The sequence below is a fragment of the Priestia koreensis genome (assembly GCF_001274935.1).
Classification (GTDB): domain Bacteria; phylum Bacillota; class Bacilli; order Bacillales; family Bacillaceae_H; genus Bacillus_AG; species Bacillus_AG koreensis.
The window spans coordinates 64,154-82,217 of record NZ_LILC01000002.1 but is presented as its reverse complement, the minus strand read 5'-3'; the positions used below and the strand labels follow the sequence as shown (position 1 = coordinate 82,217).

Genomic DNA, 18,064 nt, shown 5'->3' with positions numbered 1-18,064 from the left:
AGGGCGCCTATTGCGCCCTCTTTTTTTATTGAGATGTGCGCACGGATAAAAAAAGATGATTATTCAATACTAACTAGGGAATAAATTCTACAGATTACCAATTATTGAAGGAGGAATTTTTTCATGAGTGAACAAAAACAAACATTCCCTGCACAACATCAGGACCGCCAACCAGGTCTAGAATCTGATATGAATCCGAAACCAATTGCCATTAGCGAGGCTTACAAGAGCGGAAATAAGCTAGCGGGCAAAACAGCCATCGTCACGGGTGGAGACAGCGGAATTGGTCGCGCCGTTGCCTACCATTATGCAAAAGAAGGCGCCGACGTCGCAATCGTTTACTTAAATGAAAGCAGTGATGCTGAAGAAACAAAGCAGTTCGTGGAGCAAAATGGACAGAAATGCCTGCTACTTGCTGGGGACATTGGTGACGAACAATTTTGTCAAGACGTGGTGAAGCAAACGCTTGAAGCATTCGGAAAAATTGATATTTTAGTAAATAACGCTGGTGAACAGCACCCGCAGGACAGTATTTTAGACATTACCGCTGAACAATTGGAAAAAACGTTTCGCACGAACATTTTTTCCATGTTTCACTTAACGAAAGCCGTTCTTCCACATCTACCATCCGGAGGGTCGATTATTAACTCCTCCTCGATTACCGCTTATCAAGGTCATGCAACATTAATTGACTATTCATCTACAAAAGGCGCAATTACTACCTTTACGCGTTCGCTTTCACAGTCAAAAGACGTTATTGATAAAGGAATTCGCGTGAACGCAGTAGCTCCTGGTCCTATTTGGACACCGCTCATCCCTTCTACGTTCTCTAGTGATCAAGTCGCTACATTCGGCGCTGATACACCGATGAAACGTGCCGGACAGCCTCATGAATTGGCCCCAAGCTATGTCTTTTTAGCAAGTGATGACTCTTCTTATATTGCTGGACAAGTTATTCACGTCAACGGCGGAAAAATTGTGAACGGCTAACCAGATAAAAAACGCGTCTCTTCGCTAGACGCGTTTTTTTGCGGATATAACCCGACTTATTACGAATTCACAAGGTTTTTACATGAGTTCCGCTCAATGATTTGATAAGGAACTTTAATGTTTTTCACCATATCATAAGGACTTTCAATTTGTTCAATGAGGCAGCGAATGGCTTGATAGCCAAGATCATAAATATTAATGTCGACGGATGTTAAAGACGGTCTCGACATTTCGGCAAGCAACACGTTATTAAAGCTGACAATCGAAATATCATTTGGAACAGATATTCCCATTTCGTCTAGCGTATTTAATACGCCGAGCGCCATTAAGTCATCCGCAACGACTAAAGCCGTCGGTGGCTCTTCAAGCGACATTAACTCATGAACCGCTTCTTTACCACCCTGTTGTAGAAATTCCTCGTGAATAATATAATCATCTCGGTATTGAAGTCCTGCACCACGGATTGCTTTATCATATCCTGTTAAGCGATCAATTGTTACGACCAGCTCTAAGTCACCGCCAATAAACGCAATATTTTGATGCCCTTTTCCTATTAGGTACTCGGTCACCTCACGTCCTGCACGAAAATTATCGTTATCAACATACGTGATTGAATCATTGTCTTTAAACGGCTTTCCGATTACAACGAACGGGAAGCTTTGCGCTTTTAAATAGCTTAAAATGTTGTCTTCTACTTTCGAATACAACAAAATAATCCCGTCAACTCGTCGACCTTGCACCATTTGAACGACTTCTTGAAAAATCTCGCTTTCGGTTTCACCAGTAGACATGTAAAGAGCCTGCTTTGCTTCATGTGCTCCCATGCTGATCCCACGTAATACCTCTGGGAAAAATGGATTTTGAAGCACTTTATTTCCCGAGCTCGGCATGACAAGACCGATCGCCTGAGCGGATTTATTGGCTAAGCTTCTTGCGATAATATTTGGGTGATAACCGAGATCCTCCATTGCTGCTCGGACACGTTTTTTTGTTTTTTCACTAATACGTGAGCTGTTCGCGATTACTCGTGAAACGGTAGAAGGCGCCACGTTTGCGCGAAGTGCTACATCTTTAATTGTTACAGCCAAAAAGAATTCCCCCTCTCTCCTTTTCATTAAATGAAAATAGAATGAATTTATTTTTCTAGTTCATTTGTTCATTATGCCTTTCTTCTACGTTTACGTGCAAAATATAAGAAAGCAATGAACGCAACATATATTGCTACAATCGCAGCGATATACGGAATATTTAATCCTGATTTGTCTGCTACTACATAAATATTTGCCGTTTCCCGATTTACAGACAATTTGTATACATCACCATCTGGTCGAACAAAATCCGATTCTAAAAGGCCTCGTAGTTCTTTCTTTCGACCAAAGTCTTCTTTTAAATCAACCACCTGATTTTTTGATGTATTGTTAATGGCTACAAGCGTCGTTTCGTTTTTATACGTTCGTTTGTAAATAGCCATTCCATTCTCTTCGTAAATGGAATCAAACGTTCCTCTTCTTAAAGACGGATGCTTTCGACGAAGCTCTGCGAGTTTCCCCACATACTCTCCTAATTCCTTGTCCGATTGAAAATTCATTAATCGTCGATTATCAGGATCTTTTCCACCATCTAACGTAATTTCAGTTCCGTAGTAGACAATCGGAATACCAGGTGCCCCGTATAAGTATGTTAATCCCAATTTCGTACGTGTCACAGGATACTGCTTATGCCGCAGTGCTTGTCTCGTAAAGCGCTCTGTATCATGATTATCAAGAAACGTTCCGAGTAAATACGGGTGAGGATACGCGACTTTGTTTCGCTTCCACGATGCAATTAAGTTTTCCTGTGATTCATCTACGTTTGAAAAGATGTTTGTAAGCTGATCGTATAGAGGAAAATCAACCATCGCATCAATTCCTATTTTTTGATATTCTGCCAGATAACGAGGATCGCTGTTCCAAACTTCTCCTAATAAGAAAAAATCTTTTTTTGTTTTCTTCATTTCCTCTGAGAATTCAGTCCAAAATTCTTTCGGTACGTGACGAACCGTATCCAAACGATAACCATCAATATCCGTTTCTTTAATCCACCATTTGCCCGCATCGATCAAATACTTCTTTACGTCTGGATTTTCTTGATTCAAATCCGGAAGACCGTATAGCCATCCGTTTTCAATCTCATCCTGACTGTTCCAGTTCACAATGTCTTTCTTTTCATGAAACCAATCTTTCTTCGCCGGGTCTTTTAGCCATGGATGCTGATAACCGGTATGATTAGCTACAAAATCTAAAATAACCTTCATATCGCGCTTATGAGCTTCCTTAACTAACTTTTTAAAGTCTTGTATCGTACCAAAGTGCTCGTCCACCTTATAAAAATCTTGGATCCAGTAGCCGTGGTATCCCTTCTGTTCATTATAGAAAATAGGCGTCAGCCAAATCGATGTAAACCCCATATCTTTAATATAATCAAGCTTCTCTATGATTCCTTGGATATCGCCGCCATGATAAGCCTTTGGGTCATCCGGATTTGCATCACCATCATTTTTTACATCTCCGTTATTAAAGCGATCGACCATAATAAAATACATCATTTCGTCCTGCCATTTTCGATCAGTGGCAGCGTTTGCCTTGGCAGGAATACTCATTCCTAGTAATAATAATATAATGACAACAATACCCCATTTTTGCTTTTGCACTTCTGTATGTTCTCCCCTTTATGCCGTTTTAGACACGATCATCCATCCTTACCTTACATACGCTCGTTATGTAAATGCTTCCATTTACTATTTTAGCAGAATCTTCTTGGACAATATAGATAAATCCAACCGAGTTGCATCATAGAATTTTTAGAGAGAAAACTTTTTATCGGCGTTCTCCAACATCCCATAAAATACACTTCTTCAATCAATAAAAGCGCTCGCACAGCAAAGGAACAATTAGCCCCGATTAAACAAGCGCCGGTAAATATTCGGAGACATGCCTTCCTGCTTCTTAAAGAGTCTAGGAAAATACGTATAATCTTGAATACCAACGCTTACTGCAATATCCTTAAGCTTCATGTTTGTGGTGACCAAAAGGGTTTTGGCCTGCGCAATTCGATATTGCTGTATATATTCGACGGGCGTGATTCCAATTGTTTTTTTCATACTTCTCGTAATATAGTCCGCATGATAATGTAGCTGTTTAGACATGGTGGTCATCGTGACTGTGTGCTGATAGTGATGCTGAATATACGTAATCACTTGTTCCGTTACTTTTGCCGCAGCTGATGGAATCGCAAACGCCTCTTTTTGTAGCATAATTAAAATCTCTTCAAAGACAACTTGTTGCTTTAGGCGACTCTCTAAAACGTCATGCTCATTTAAATGGATCAGCTCGTCTAAGGCTCCTTCTATGCGCTGACGATGTTCAATTTTTCCGTATTGAGGAAGCTGAAGATGAAACTGAGACGGCTCTGTATGAGTGCCCTCTTGATATAATAGATCACTCCACTGAATGCGTTTAGATGGGAGATACTGATGGGGCTGATGCATTAAAAAATGAAACCAAACCATATCCGTATCCTCTGTACAGTTTTTGTAGCCACCGTGCTCTCTTCCTGGTACTAATATGAGATATTGCCCTGCCGTTACCTCATACTCCTCCTGCTCTTCTTTCAAAAACAGACAGCCTTTTCGCACATAAATGCAGTCAAACACCTCAAAGGTACGCGTAAAATGCTTGCTTCCTTTTAAAAACGTATACTGACCACCCGTAATAAAGATCGGGAACGGTGGGACACGAACGCTAATTGTATCTATGCTAGTCACCCTCTTTAGGTCGGAATATTCCAACCCTAATCGTTTTTATCTCTTTTTATTATAACGAAAACCTTTTAATATAATACTAGTTTTTAAGTCGTTTTTTGCAAAAGGGGATGGACACACGATGAAGGAAAAAGCTAAAAAACTTACTCTCTTTACACTCACATGGCCTATTTTCATTGAAATATTTTTATACATGCTGATGGGTAATCTTGATACGCTAATGCTGAGTCAATACTCAGATGATTCTGTTGCTGCCGTTGGCGTTGCCAATCAAATGTTGAACATTATTATTGTAATGTTCGGTTTTGTTGCAACAGGTTGCTCCATTTTAGTTGCGCAGCAGCTAGGGGCGAAAAAAGACCGAACTGCTGCAGAAGTCGCGGTCATTTCGATCGTAGCAAACTTTATATTCGGCTTGATGCTAAGCGCTATCTTCGTTTTTGCGAGCAAACCTTTACTTAACCTAATGGATTTACCTCCACATTTGTTGTCAGAGGGAAAAAGCTATCTCATTATCGTTGGCGGATTTTCATTTATTCAATCCGTCATCATGACACTCGGAGCCATTCTTCGAAGCTACGGTTTTACAAAAGATACAATGCTCGTTACGGTTGGAACAAATATTTTTCACGCGATCGGTAACTATTTTGTCATTTTCGGACCGTTCGGCTTTCCGGTTTTAGGTGTAGAAGGTGTCGCTTTCTCCACGACTATTAGTCGTCTAATTGGATTAATTGTACTGTTTTATCTACTCAAAAAGCGTATTAAAGAAACGCTACCATTCAAAACATTTTATAAAATCCCAAAGGTTCACCTAAAAAACCTTCTACGAATTGGGATTCCATCAGCGGGAGAGAATTTATCTTACAACGCTTCACAAATCGTGATTACCTATTTCGTCACGATGATTGGAACAGAGGCGCTTACAACAAAGGTTTACACACAAAATATCATGATGTTTATCTATTTGTTTAGCGTTGCAATCAGCGAGGGGACTCAAATTCTTATTGGCCACCTAATCGGAGCCAGAAAATACACCGAGGCTTATGAACGATGTATGCGGACTTTTAAAATTGCCATCACAGCCTCGACTTGTATGGCAATTGCCTTTTCTTTCTTTGCAGAGCCGTTATTACGCATCTTCACAACAAATCCTGACGTAATTGAAACAGGCAAGATTTTAATCTTGCTTACCGTTGTGCTAGAGCCTGGTCGTGCGTTTAACCTTGTCATTATTGGAGCGCTTCGCTCTGCAGGAGATGTAAAATTCCCTGTCTATATGGGCATTATGTCCATGTGGGGAATTAGCGTCACGGCTGCTTACTTCTTCGGCATTGTGTTAGGATTTGGTCTTCCTGGCATCTGGATTGCCTTTGCTCTTGATGAATGGTTTAGGGGTATTTTTATGCTGTTTCGCTGGCGCTCCCGCATTTGGGAGCAAAAGGCGTTTGTTATTCATCCCGTAGGATAATAGAAGGGTGCTGATTAGTAAATGATCAGCACCCTTTTTTTCTTTAAAATGGAAAAAATCACAAGCACTGCGTGTAAAAACGAAACTTTTTCCATTTTTTTACGTATGTATAAGAAGAACGTATTTGAAGGAGGATACGGCTATGGCTGAAATCATTCTTTTTATCGTCTTATTAATTCCTGTGTATCTAATGCTTCTTTGGACTTATTTTTATCCCGAGGAAAGTATCTTATTTGGTGAGAAGTGGCGATATAAGGGTGATCTTGAACCGTCAGAAGTGGCCGTTCGCTATACGAAGTTTGTTTCACTTCTCTCGTTAATTGGCATTCCACTGTTTTTAATTATGTTTTTGTTTGAGCTCTATTTTCTGCTGGTGGCGGTCATTGCGCTTATTTTCATATATGTCCTCGGGACAATGAAGATTTTTACGGATGATTAATGAACCTTTTGCTACTTATCATTTTATAAATCAATCTTTTTACTTTTAAAATTAAAAAGCCCCGTCATCTGCTTGAGATGACGGGCTTTTTCGTTATGGCTGAATTTGAACGGCTGCTATCTTTCCACCGCGCGTACCGACGACAAGCGTCTGGTTATAGATTGCGGGTGAGCCTTCAATATTTGCGCCTAACGCTACTTTTGATAAAATTTTGCCTGTTGCCGCTGACAGCAAGTAGACATTGCCTTTAGAGTCACCTTGAACGATAAAGGCATTTCCTTCTTTATCGTAAACAGCGGCAGGTGATGACCATGAATAAGCAGGCATATTCCAGCGCCAGACTTCTTTTCCTGTTTTTTTATCGAGCGCAACCATTGCACCTGACTGGATGTTGTTCGTCCGAGCAACCGTGTAAATCACGAGGTGCTTGATTTTTTCTTTACCGTTAATCGGTGTAGCTAATACGCCACCGTTTACCGTTCGTTTTCCTTTAATCGACATTGCTGGATACTTTGTTGCCCATACGGTCTGACCTGTTACAGCATTGATCTTTTTAACCGTGCTCGTCCCTTTTTTACCTTGCTTATCAACTTCATTTCCCGTATAAAGAAACGGTTGATTTCCCTCCACGTCTACAACAAGTGTAGAATTCGTCGCATCTGTTCTTGGTGTCGCCCAAACTGGCTGATGGTTAAGTAGATTAAGAGCTTGGATGCTACCGCCATTATCAGCGAAAAACGCAAGGTTTTTATAGGACGCTACAGAATTTCCAATACCGAAATACCAGTTGCCTTTTACTTTATAATAGTACTTCACCATTTGAGGTCGAATCGATACCGTTTTGTTCGTTGGTGAAAATAACGTATTAAGCTTCACCTCGTAAAACAAGCCATTTTCTCCCCCAACAAACATTGTATCTGTTTGACGGTTAATTAACGGTGATCCATCAAATGCTCCCCATTGTCGCGCAGCTAAACGATCGAGTCCTTTAATAAAGGACAGCTGCTTTCCATCAATTAAACTAAACACATGAAGACCCATGCTTCCTTTTCCAGACTTTTCAAGACCGTCCCCCACGTATAAAAGTGGATAACCTCGCGGATCAATTGAAACCGAACCTCGAATGGGATTGTCTAACTGAATACTTGGCCGCGATGAACGTCCAGACTTCAAATCAAAAAAGTAAATGTGTCCGTCAAGCGATGCGTAGATCACTTCCACGAAATTAGCATCGTTCTTAAAGGTCGATTTTACATTCATCGTTTGAAGCACTTTTGAATCCCATTTCACAATGGCTGGCTGGCCTGTCCAACCAATGCCGCCTCCCCATTTGTTGCTAGTAGAAGACTCCCAAATTGTTTTCAGGTGAGTAGCCCCCATTGGTACAGAGCCGTAGGACGGCTCATCACGAAGATGATTTCCTCGAAACGTAAAGATACCTGGAACCTCAGCATATTGTTCAGGGAAGGTTTGCTGGCCGTTATGTAACACGTTCCCTTGCCATTTATACGCTAAGTGAGGAATTGCTTTGTGATCAATTGAAATGATGGAAGAGTCCGTTCGGCGCTGAACGAATTGAGAAGTAATGACTTTATTTTGTAGCTGAACACGTATTCCTGTATGGTTGGTCGTCTTTATTTCGGGCTTGGGATTTATAACCTCCGTCGCAACCTGACGCGGTGTCATATTTAACACCTTATAACAACCAATAACAACTAAAGCAGCGAGCAATAACAGAGGAAAAAAGTATTTTAGCCTTTTCATCAGCATATCCCTCTCATCACTTATTTGGTGATTTTCATACCAATTCTAAAATTATAACGCGCTCCAAAAAGGAAGAAAAGTAGCAGATATTTCTAAGTGGGTAATTGTCATCGTAAAAATAATGACATTGTCTCGATGTACATACTATCATATCATGTATGGCTATCATTATAGCATTTTTTGTATAAGAAAAAGGCGCAAAAAATACGCCTTTTTAAATAGCTTATTGCTTGATAAGCTCGCTGTATAAAAAATACGCTTATAACAACGCGAGGATCTTTTGCTTTTCTTCTTTGGTCACAAAATTCTTTTGACCGAATACTTGATACTGTTGTTCTCGAACAGCTTTTAAAATCGCACGGTACAAGAACGTAGCTCCCTTTAAAGGAATTCGAGAAGACATCGGATATAGATGCAAAGAACTTAATCCTTGTTCATATAAAATCTCTGCCTCTGCGGCCAAGAACTCCCATACGCTAATAAATGCCGTATTCACTTCATGATTACGAAGCATCTCTTCAGTGTAGCCAAAGCGACTCATCACTTCACTCGGAATGTAAATGCGACTTCGTTCTAAATCTTCCCCGATATCACGCAAAATGTTTGTAATTTGCATTGCAATTCCGAGCGCGATTCCATCCTCTCGTAATAGGCGATGATTTTTAGGAGCTAAAATCGGAAGCAGCATTAGCCCTACTGTACTCGCCACGTGATAAGAATAATGTTTGACTTCTTCAACCGTTTCATAACTCGTTTTAATTAAATCCATTTTTTGGCCCACAATCATTTCGTCAAACGGTTGCACATCCATATCAAAGCGCTCGAACACATCCTCTAAGGCTACCCACATGTCATCATGGAGTAGTTTCCCTTGTTTAAAAAGAGAAAATTCCTCTTCAAAAGCTTGTAACTCTTGTAAAGGCGCATTCCCTTCATCAACAATATCATCTACTCGACGGCAAAAAGCATAAACCGCCCAGACCGCATTTCGCTGCTTTTTCGGTAACAGAGAAAAAGCTTTATAAAACGTTTTCGAGTGGTGTGAGATAACTTTTTCACACTGTTGGTATGCTTTCTCTATGGACTTCATGAATGGTGCCTCCCTTCATAATTGCATGCTTTTCTCGCGCTATATAATCTGCTAAAAGCTTTGCCCCCTGCATGACAATAGGTATACCTCCTCCAGGATGTACAGAGGCTCCTACCGCAAACACATTGTCATATGAATAGGGCTTTACTTGAGGTCTGAACACACCCGATTGACGTAGCTCAGGTGCGATTCCAAAACTTCCGCCCTGATACAAACCAAAACGTTCCGCTTCGTTAGGAGTTCGAATCTCCATCCATTCGGTCGCTTCTTTTATACCAGGAAACGCTCGCTCCTCAATCTCTTGAAGCATCTTTTCCTTAAACGCTTCTTGCTTGCTCCAATCAATATGAGTCCCAGATGGAACAGGTACCAGTACATATAGAACACTTTTCCCTTCAGGTGCTAGGGTTGGATCAATCTTAGAAGGATTGAATGCATAGAAGGACGGCGCGTCTGGTATTTCCTTTGACTTAAACACTTGTTTCATATGGTGATGGAAGTCAGGGCTCATAAAAAACTGGTGAATATTACCTTGATCGTACCGTCTATTTAAACCAAAGTAAAATAATACACATCCAGAAGACGGAATATATGGTTTTTCCTGCTTGTCGATAACGCTCGCCGTTTTAGGAAAATCCCCGTTTAATATAACTGAATGAAACAAACGCTTTTTACCATTTGCTATAATGCCTTGCGCTCGATTTCCGTGTAGCACTAATTTGTCTACTTTATGATTGAGGTGAATCGGAACATTGTGTCTTTTAAGCTCTCGTTCTAGCACCTCTACTAAGCTTGCATATCCTCCCTTGAGATAGTAAATGCCGTGCGCATGCTCACTGTAAGGAATTAATGAATACATGGCAGGTGAAGAATACGGATTTCCTCCTACATAAAGGGTCTGAAGTGAATATGCCTCTTGCAACCTTGAGTCATTGAAATGACTTGCGGTCATACTATGAACGGTTTGATAAGCTTTTAGCTTCCATAGATTCTTGAGGTTTTCAAGCGTCCAAAAATCTCGCTTGTGAACGAAGTCCTTTTCTAAAAAGGCACGCTTGCCAATAGAGAATCTTGTTTTCATATCCTCCATAAACTGTATGAAGTGTTCTTCTTCACCTGGAAACACTCGTTTTATTTCTTCTAACTGTCGTGACAGACTTGCATACTTCGTGTAAACAGTGCCATCAGGATAGTTGAGACTATACAAAGGATCACATTGAATAAGTTCGTACTGATCAGATGAAATTCCTGCTTCTTCTAAAATACTCGTCAGCATTTCTGGGAGCAGTACAATCGTTGGTCCTTCATCGATGCGATAGCCGTTCCGCTCAACAAACGCTAGTCTACCTCCTAGACGCGATTCTTTCTCAAAGATCTCCACCTTTATTCCTTGTTTGGTTAAAAGAAGGGCTGTAATAAGTCCACCTACTCCTCCTCCAACGATCGCTGTCTTCATAGCGCTTCCTCCCATTCTTTGTTATGTGGAAGATGAGCAACACGTCCATCGCGCTCTGCAATCGCATTTACGGAAATACGAGCAGATTCTAAAATAGTAGGAAGACCGCTTCCTGGGTGAGTTCCTCCGCCAACTAACCAGCAGTTTTTAAGCTCATCAAATTCATTATGTGGACGTAGAACCATCATCTGCGTGAGCTGATGCCCTAAATTGAACGTAGCACCTTTGTAGACGTAGATATCTTCTTCCCAATTTTTAGGAGAGATGATTTTTTCTACCTCAATATGTTTTTCTAAATCTTTGAATCCTGTTTTTTCTTGGACAATTTGTAGTACTTTATCTCGGAATTGCTTCTTGTATCGATCCCAATCAATTTCGCTCATATTGTTTGGTACAGGAGCTAAAATATAAAGGGCTGACTTCCCTTCTGGTGCAAGCGTTGGGTCTGTTACGCTTGCGTTTTGAACATAAATCGATGGTTCATCGGAAATGACCAGATCCTTGGTAATTTCACGAACGTTCAATTTATAGTCTTCAGGAAAAATAATGGTATGATGTGGCATATCGTATTTCTTATCCACACCTAAATAAATCATGAACGTCGAGCAAGAGTAGCGCTTTTTCGCCAGTTTCTTTTTCGCATATTTCTTTAATACGCCTTCATCAACTAGATGACTCATTACATAACTAAAGTCTCCGTTGACAACAACGTCGTCCGCCTGAACGGTTTCGCCGTTTTCTAACACGACTCCCTTCACCGTTTTCCCATCGAGCAGTAATCTTTTTACTCCAGCATTAAGGTGAATACGGCCACCATGTTCTTCTACAACTCTCGCCATCGCTTGTGAAAGTTGGTTAACACCGCCTATCGGATGAAAGATTCCGTATGCGTGCTCCATGTAAGATAAAATGGAGAATGCTCCAGGGCACTCCCAAGGCGACATGCCTAAATACTTTGCTTGAAACGTAAACGCCAAACGCAGCTGATCAGCTGAAAAGTAACTAGCGAGTACGTCATATAAGCTCTTTCCTAGTGATAATTGTGGCAGTGCTTTGATCACATCTGGTCTCAAATAATGAGAGAATCGATCCATTTTACTTTGAAGAAGAGGGGTAAGAGCATCCATTTTGACTGCCGTATCCTCCATAAAGCGCTTATAGCCTTCACCATCTCCAGGAAAATGACGCTCGATTTCCTCCTTCATTGTCTTTTCATCATCACTCATTGAAACGGTCCGTTCGTTAAATACTAGGTCATACATATGTGAAAGGCGTCTTAGATCCAAGTAGTCATTCACGTTCCGACCTGCTGCCTGGAAAATTTCCTCCATGATCTGTGGCATGCTCAAAAAGGTCGGCCCCATATCAAATGTATAACCATCCAAATGTATTGCAGAATTGCGTCCACCAACGTAGCTTTGCTTCTCGAACACATCCACTTCATAGCCTTTACTTGCTAGCATCATGGCTGCCGCAAGACCACCAGGACCTGAACCAATTACAGCAATCTTTTTTGACATGAATGTTCCTCCTAAAATAGTTAAACAATAGTTATACAAACATTATACAAACTTTTAATATGAAACTCAATTTTAAAATGTTTTTTTGTTTTTAGCGGGTTATTACTCTATCGTATGTTCCTGTAAAAGCTTGTATTTCTCTTTTTAGATCTCTTCTTCTTCACCCTACCTTGTCCATCTGAGAAACGATAAAAATTCACTTGTTGGATAACTCTTTATGTATAAAAAATAAGAATGGCTTGAAAAGGAATGGAAACATTTCTTTTCAAGCCCTCGACTTTGTCATTTACCCTTTATTTCCCATCGTTAAACAATAAAATTTTATTCCACAACGTTAATATTGTATTCCTTAAACCATACGTGGATTTGCCCGAGGTGTGCTACTAGCTGCGGTCCCGTCATAAGCTGACCAAACCATGGCACTTTAAAGTCCTCACCGCCTGATTCAATAATATTTGTGAGTTTTTGTCGATTGAAAAACTCATACAAAGGTGACGAACCATCGCTTGTTAAGTCTTTTAGCCAGCTCTTAACTGCGTTCGTATAGTGAGGATTGTGCGTTTTTGGATATGGACTTTTCTTGCGATATAAAACGTCGTGAGGAAGAATGCCTTCAAGTGCTTTTCGTAAAATTCCTTTTTCTTTATTCCCAACCATCTTCATTTCCCACGGCACGTTCCACATGTATTCCACAAGACGGTGATCCGCAAAAGGTACACGTACCTCTAGGCTCGCTCCCATGCTCATGCGATCTTTTCGTTCAAGAAGCGTTGTCATAAACCAAAGCTGGTTTAAATAAAACAACTTTCTTCGCTGCGCTTCTTCTTCTGTTTCGCCATCTAAAAGCGGCGTTTCTTTTACGGTCTTTTCATAGCTAGCTCGAACATATTCTTCTAATTGAAGCTTTTTACGCCATTCATCCTGTAGAAGATCAACCCTTGCTTCTACAGATCTCATCCAAGGAAACGTATCGGAGGCAAGGTCGTGCTTTCGATGAAACCATGGATATCCACCAAATATTTCATCCGCACATTCACCTGACAGACCTACAACAAAGTCCTGCTTAATTTTTCGGCAAAACCATAAAAGAGAAGAATCAACGTCCGCCATACCTGGCACGTCACGAACAAGTACAGCTTCTGTTAAATACTGAGCAAGTTCCTCATTATTAATGACCTCACGATGATGCTCTGTCCCGAACTGATCGGACATCATTTTAATATAGATTCCATCTGAATTCGGCTGAAACTCATTCGCTTTAAAATACTTATCATTATCCTCATAATCGATGGAATACGTATGAAGCGAGCCTTTTCCTTCACGTTTGAACGCTTCTGCGGCAATGGCCGTGATCGCACTCGAATCAACGCCCCCAGATAAAAAGGTACAAACAGGCACATCAGATACAAGCTGTCGCGTAACAGCATCTAATAATAAGGAGCGAACCTTTTCTGTCGTATCTTCCAAACTGTCTGTATGAGGGGCGCTTTTCACATTCCAGTAGCGCCAAACGTTTAATCCACCCTTCGTAAACGTTAAAGCATGACCTGGACGAAGCTCATTAATCCCTTTGAATATGCCGTGACCCGGTGTATGAGACGGACCTAATCCAAATACTTCTGCAAGCCCATCAAAGCCAATTTCTGCTTTCACATCACGATGAGCAAGAATTGCCTTTAATTCTGAACCAAACTGAAGTCCACCTGAATAAGGTCGGTAAAATAATGGTTTTACACCTAAGCGATCACGCGCCATAAAAAGCTTCTCTTCTTTTTCATCCCAAATGCCAAAAGCAAAAATTCCGTTGAAGTGATCCACACACTCCTCTTTCCATTCGATATAAGAAGTGAGGAGAACCTCTGTGTCCGAATGCCCTTGAAACTGATACCCCCGCTTCAACAGCTCCTTGCGAATATCTTCCGTATTGTATAATTCACCGTTATAACAAAGCGTATAAGTATGCGAATCCTTTTGGCGTTGCATAGGCTGCTTTCCATTTTCAGGATCAACTACTACGAGACGCTTATGACCAAATGCTGCGTGAGTAGAAGTCCAAACGTTCGTATCATCTGGCCCTCTTTTGCTTAGTGTTGCCGCCATTTTTGCTACCGTTTCTTTTTCATGCAGTAAGGGGCGATTATAATCTACCCAACCTGTTATTCCGCACATACATACCTCATCCTTTCTTAGTAGCCTTTCATGCAATAATGACATTCTATGCCCACATCATGTACACATGAACTTGTCTGTTAAGTAAAATTAAGGAACTTTTATGTTATAAGGAAGAACGATTTGGGCAATAAGAAAATAAGAATAGTTTTGAAATGGAGGAAACCCTATGAAACAACCAAAGCTTCAAATCTTGAAAAATCAACCGCGTTCGTTCATATACGGGACGCTTGAGTGCATTGATTCACAGTGGGTGTTTTTTGAACTTGATAGCGATGAAGCCTTTCGATTGGAGGATGTTATTTCCGAGTCCTTTGAAGTTGAAGTGAACGGAAATTGGGAAAAAGCGTTGTGGGTGGAAGAAAATATCGTACAACTAAACGGGGAGACATATTTTTTAGGAGACGGAGATGAAATTCGAGTTCAAAAACAACTCTTAAAAGCGTATGAGCTTCTAATTGAGGAGCTTGATGAGGCTGTTCTCATGCAGTTTACTACACAGCTAAACGCACTTGATTTTTCGCTTTATGATTGCCTATATAGCTGTAACACACTTTATTGCCTGCCAGCTGACAAGAACCGAGAAGGAGTCAATTTTTTAATTTTTGATAACGGTGACTTCATCTGTTCGGTTCATCATATATTTGCTCGTGGAACCGTCGAAACAGACCGATTTGAATTTACGTTAAATACAGGAAAACGCTTGATGATCACCTCTCTTGTGTGAATCATCAAGCGTTTTTGTTTTTTTAACCAAGCACGACGTATCCTAAATAGAATACTATCGCAAGGACAATGATTAAGAAAATCCAAGCACCCACTACGCCTGTCCGCTTTTTCGTACGTACAAGCACCATTTCCATGCCCACGAACACTAAAATTCCTACAAACCCTTTCAGTAATGCTTTTCCTGCCCATCCGTACGTAGATGCTACCAAGTATAGACCTGAAAGTAAAACGAGAATGTAGAACAATCGAACAATCATATGTAGAATTTTTGCGCCTTTTCCTGCAGGTCCACGTAGCATGAAGAATGTAACGAGAAACAGTACGATTAATAATGACCATAACCCTACGTGGGATTGCAATGCCGCGTTATAATCCATATTTGTCCACTCCTTTCTAACCGTATCATATCACGAAAATGATATTGCCACCAACTTCCAATAAACCAATCGAAATAAAAACAGAAGGGCTAAATTCCCCTCTGTTTCCTTGCTTACTGTTATCTTTCCATAATCATCATGAAAATACCTTTAACCAAAGAAAGCATCTCATGAGGCAGTGTAATAAATGCTAATAAAGAGGATACTGAAATTATCATGAATACTAGTGAATAATTGGACAGAGTCGCTTGCGTCTTTGGTTTGTATATTCGTTTCTCCATTCATCTCATCTCCCTTTTAGAGGAAGGTGTACAGACAAAAAACCGCTATGCTCAGCCGCCGCCGAATATAACGGTTCTCTAAAACGATGAACCATTCTTTATCCTCAAAAAGAGTTTTCGGTAACTGGCTGGCTTCGTGTATGCTGAACACTTTAGCCCCTATAGTTTTGCGTCACTAACTTTCATTAGCTTTGCCTTTTTCTTTTATGCATCCGTTTTCAATTAGGAGTTCGAATTTTCCGATAGTTACATCTTACCTCATAGCATTATCGTTAACTATCCACCTATTCGATCAATTTTCCACCTTCGACAATCGACGATCTAGGACATTTTCCCCTAATTTTGTTCTATTTCCGCTCTTTTCCACGGCTGTTTTTGTCGACGAATGAATGAACGCAGCAACCACTCAATTGGACCAAATAGATGGTTTTTCATCCACCAATTGCTCACAATCATCTGTACCCAGAAAATGAAAAACGTAATCCCTATTCCTTCAAGCGTTGAAATTTTTCCGTAAAGGCCTGCACCGTAGGAATAAAAAAGCAGTGTTGACAGCACAGACTGACCCAAATAATTTGTAAGCGATAGCTTTCCCATTGCAGCAAACGGAGACATAAGTTTCTGGCCAACCTTCTTTCGCAGGATTAATAAAAGGAAACTACCGTAGAACAGTGATCCCGCTGGCCCTCCGATACTATCATGAACATAGCGCATAACTGCGTTTTCCCCCACTATGTATGGCAACAGCTTCCCTAACAAAAAGAAACAGGCAGAAAGAAGTAATGTTCCTTTTAGAAAGAGCACGTAGTTCTCGACTTTTTGAACGACCCTTGCCTTAGCGGCAGCTGCTCCAAACAAAAAGAAAGGAAAAATAGATACAAACAAAAAAGGTACCGAATAAATATTATTTAAATACAACCAATCTTGAAGTCGCTGATGAACGATCATTCCGAATGTTCCACTTGCGTATGTCTCGAATGACTCTTTAATTATGTGTTGATAAAGACCGGTTTCTTCTGTCGTATCACCAGACACTACTAACAGTGAGGTAACAATAAAAACAGGAATAAGACAAATAACAAGGCCACTTGTTAAAAGTCTTTTTACAGAAGCATCTTTGAAAAACCACAGTACAGCTCCACACAACGCATAGCTAATTAAGATATCTCCGTACCAAATGAGGAAGGCATGAATGCACCCGAGTAAAAAGAGCCCTACTAACCTTCTTCGGTACATCGAAGAAAATGAATGCCCCTGCTTCCGAGCGTTTTCAAACATCATCATGAATCCAAAACCAAATAACATCGCAAATAGCGGATAAAAGCTTGCTCGTGCCAAAACGTCGATGGAAAAGGAAGCAATATCACGAGAGAATGGCTTCTCTTGACTCATATACAGATGAGGCGAGTAAAAATCAGGCATATTCACAAGTAAAATACCGAGCAAGGAGAACCCTCTTATACTATCAATGGATTTGTATCGAACGGACACTTTTTCATTTCACCTCATTATATTGATCATTTATTTTCCACATCTTTAAACGACGCTTCTTCTATTGTAAACAGAGGTCTTACAAAGAATTTCGAAAAAAAGTTTTCTCTTTTACCTATACACTAGCACTCTTACGCATAGACTCAGTTATATAGGGAGTATGAGAAGAGTTATGTTACATTAGGCATTCACCATATGTCTTTTGCCTTCATAGGATAACACTAGAAAATTCATTCAGAGGGTGTTTGACTATGCCAGCAATTGTAGGAGTAATTAACATGAACAGCGTTGGTAGCGGTAGTGTATTCCATATCGGTGACGTATACAGCATCTCGCCAGTTTCTTCCGCCAAAACATTTGCTGGTGCTGGATCATTTAATACCGGAGATGGATTACGCGTTTGGAATCAACAAAGTTCAACAAATACAAATGATCAAGATGTCAATGATCAAACCATTACCGGAAACTTATAAAATGCTTTGCCATAG

Annotated in this window: 15 protein-coding genes and 1 riboswitch; of the genes, 5 read left to right on the top strand and 10 right to left on the bottom strand. The window is 40.5% G+C overall.

Going from position 1 to position 18,064, the window contains the following annotated elements; all coding sequences use genetic code 11:
* Positions 1-123 precede the first annotated feature (123 nt).
* Positions 124-990 (top strand): SDR family oxidoreductase, encoded by an 867-nt coding sequence (locus AMD01_RS00415; RefSeq protein ID WP_053399416.1) that lies wholly within the window; start codon positions 124-126, stop codon positions 988-990.
* 59 nt (positions 991-1,049) lie between these two features.
* Here the strand turns inward: AMD01_RS00415 and AMD01_RS00410 are convergent, their stop codons facing one another.
* The 3 genes from AMD01_RS00410 to AMD01_RS00400 all read right to left on the bottom strand — a co-directional run bounded on the left by AMD01_RS00410 (position 1,050) and on the right by AMD01_RS00400 (position 4,792).
* Positions 1,050-2,078, bottom strand: a complete 1,029-nt coding sequence (locus AMD01_RS00410) for a LacI family DNA-binding transcriptional regulator (protein WP_053399415.1) — start codon at positions 2,076-2,078, stop codon at positions 1,050-1,052.
* Positions 2,079-2,149: 71 nt separating this feature from the next.
* Positions 2,150-3,628, bottom strand: a complete 1,479-nt coding sequence (locus AMD01_RS00405) for an alpha-amylase family glycosyl hydrolase (protein WP_053400074.1) — start codon at positions 3,626-3,628, stop codon at positions 2,150-2,152.
* Between the two features lie 291 nt (positions 3,629-3,919).
* Positions 3,920-4,792 (bottom strand): helix-turn-helix domain-containing protein, encoded by an 873-nt coding sequence (locus tag AMD01_RS00400; RefSeq protein ID WP_053399414.1) that lies wholly within the window; start codon positions 4,790-4,792, stop codon positions 3,920-3,922.
* 118 nt (positions 4,793-4,910) lie between these two features.
* Here AMD01_RS00400 and AMD01_RS00395 point away from each other — a divergent pair, with 118 nt between their 5' ends.
* Together AMD01_RS00395 and AMD01_RS00390 are read left to right on the top strand one after the other, a co-directional pair.
* Entirely contained in the window at positions 4,911-6,260 is a 1,350-nt protein-coding gene (locus tag AMD01_RS00395; protein ID WP_053399413.1) for an MATE family efflux transporter, read from the top strand.
* A gap of 142 nt (positions 6,261-6,402) precedes the next feature.
* The gene (locus tag AMD01_RS00390; protein ID WP_053399412.1) at positions 6,403-6,699 is read left to right on the top strand and encodes a DUF6199 family natural product biosynthesis protein; all 297 of its coding nucleotides are present in this window, start codon (positions 6,403-6,405) and stop codon (positions 6,697-6,699) included.
* Between the two features lie 93 nt (positions 6,700-6,792).
* On the opposite strand, the gene AMD01_RS00385 is transcribed toward AMD01_RS00390, so the two are convergent.
* From AMD01_RS00385 to asnB, 5 genes are all read right to left on the bottom strand, one after another.
* The gene (locus AMD01_RS00385) at positions 6,793-8,463 is read right to left on the bottom strand and encodes an outer membrane protein assembly factor BamB family protein (protein WP_053399411.1); all 1,671 of its coding nucleotides are present in this window, start codon (positions 8,461-8,463) and stop codon (positions 6,793-6,795) included.
* 259 nt (positions 8,464-8,722) lie between these two features.
* Positions 8,723-9,553: a phytoene/squalene synthase family protein gene (locus tag AMD01_RS00380; RefSeq protein WP_053399410.1), complete on the bottom strand. Its 831-nt coding sequence runs from the start codon at positions 9,551-9,553 to the stop codon at positions 8,723-8,725.
* Entirely contained in the window at positions 9,519-11,009 is a 1,491-nt protein-coding gene (locus tag AMD01_RS00375; RefSeq protein ID WP_053399409.1) for a phytoene desaturase family protein, read from the bottom strand. Before AMD01_RS00375 ends, AMD01_RS00380 begins: the two co-directional genes overlap by 35 nt.
* Positions 11,006-12,529: a phytoene desaturase family protein gene (locus tag AMD01_RS00370; protein ID WP_053399408.1), complete on the bottom strand. Its 1,524-nt coding sequence runs from the start codon at positions 12,527-12,529 to the stop codon at positions 11,006-11,008. Before AMD01_RS00370 ends, AMD01_RS00375 begins: the two co-directional genes overlap by 4 nt.
* Positions 12,530-12,850: 321 nt before the next feature.
* A complete protein-coding gene (gene asnB / locus AMD01_RS00365; RefSeq protein WP_053399407.1) occupies positions 12,851-14,698 on the bottom strand; it encodes an asparagine synthase (glutamine-hydrolyzing) in 1,848 nt (615 codons plus the stop codon).
* 169 nt (positions 14,699-14,867) lie between these two features.
* Here asnB and AMD01_RS00360 point away from each other — a divergent pair, with 169 nt between their 5' ends.
* Entirely contained in the window at positions 14,868-15,425 is a 558-nt protein-coding gene (locus AMD01_RS00360; RefSeq protein ID WP_053399406.1) for a DUF2777 family protein, read from the top strand.
* 22 nt (positions 15,426-15,447) lie between these two features.
* On the opposite strand, the gene AMD01_RS00355 is transcribed toward AMD01_RS00360, so the two are convergent.
* Together AMD01_RS00355 and AMD01_RS00350 are read right to left on the bottom strand one after the other, a co-directional pair.
* Positions 15,448-15,804: a DUF1516 family protein gene (locus AMD01_RS00355; RefSeq protein ID WP_053399405.1), complete on the bottom strand. Its 357-nt coding sequence runs from the start codon at positions 15,802-15,804 to the stop codon at positions 15,448-15,450.
* A gap of 397 nt (positions 15,805-16,201) precedes the next feature.
* Positions 16,202-16,291, bottom strand: a riboswitch (cyclic di-GMP riboswitch).
* Positions 16,292-16,421: 130 nt separating this feature from the next.
* Positions 16,422-17,576 (bottom strand): DUF418 domain-containing protein, encoded by a 1,155-nt coding sequence (locus tag AMD01_RS00350; RefSeq protein WP_157052564.1) that lies wholly within the window; start codon positions 17,574-17,576, stop codon positions 16,422-16,424.
* Positions 17,577-17,827: 251 nt separating this feature from the next.
* Here AMD01_RS00350 and AMD01_RS00345 point away from each other — a divergent pair, with 251 nt between their 5' ends.
* A complete protein-coding gene (locus AMD01_RS00345; RefSeq protein ID WP_053399403.1) occupies positions 17,828-18,049 on the top strand; it encodes a spore germination protein in 222 nt (73 codons plus the stop codon).
* Positions 18,050-18,064: the final 15 nt, after the last annotated feature.

What these genes read in the sequence shown, in the direction of transcription:
- AMD01_RS00415 (WP_053399416.1), top strand. Translation starts at nt 124, where the DNA reads ATGAGTGAACAAAAACAAACATTCCCTGCACAACATCAGGACCGCCAA.
- AMD01_RS00405 (WP_053400074.1), bottom strand. Translation starts at nt 3,628, where the DNA reads ATGAGTATTCCTGCCAAGGCAAACGCTGCCACTGATCGAAAATGGCAG.
- AMD01_RS00395 (WP_053399413.1), top strand. Translation starts at nt 4,911, where the DNA reads ATGAAGGAAAAAGCTAAAAAACTTACTCTCTTTACACTCACATGGCCT.
- AMD01_RS00390 (WP_053399412.1), top strand. Translation starts at nt 6,403, where the DNA reads ATGGCTGAAATCATTCTTTTTATCGTCTTATTAATTCCTGTGTATCTA.
- AMD01_RS00385 (WP_053399411.1), bottom strand. Translation starts at nt 8,463, where the DNA reads ATGAAAAGGCTAAAATACTTTTTTCCTCTGTTATTGCTCGCTGCTTTA.
- AMD01_RS00380 (WP_053399410.1), bottom strand. Translation starts at nt 9,553, where the DNA reads ATGAAGTCCATAGAGAAAGCATACCAACAGTGTGAAAAAGTTATCTCA.
- AMD01_RS00375 (WP_053399409.1), bottom strand. Translation starts at nt 11,009, where the DNA reads ATGAAGACAGCGATCGTTGGAGGAGGAGTAGGTGGACTTATTACAGCC.
- AMD01_RS00370 (WP_053399408.1), bottom strand. Translation starts at nt 12,529, where the DNA reads ATGTCAAAAAAGATTGCTGTAATTGGTTCAGGTCCTGGTGGTCTTGCG.
- asnB (WP_053399407.1), bottom strand. Translation starts at nt 14,698, where the DNA reads ATGTGCGGAATAACAGGTTGGGTAGATTATAATCGCCCCTTACTGCAT.
- AMD01_RS00360 (WP_053399406.1), top strand. Translation starts at nt 14,868, where the DNA reads ATGAAACAACCAAAGCTTCAAATCTTGAAAAATCAACCGCGTTCGTTC.
- AMD01_RS00355 (WP_053399405.1), bottom strand. Translation starts at nt 15,804, where the DNA reads ATGGATTATAACGCGGCATTGCAATCCCACGTAGGGTTATGGTCATTA.
- AMD01_RS00345 (WP_053399403.1), top strand. Translation starts at nt 17,828, where the DNA reads ATGCCAGCAATTGTAGGAGTAATTAACATGAACAGCGTTGGTAGCGGT.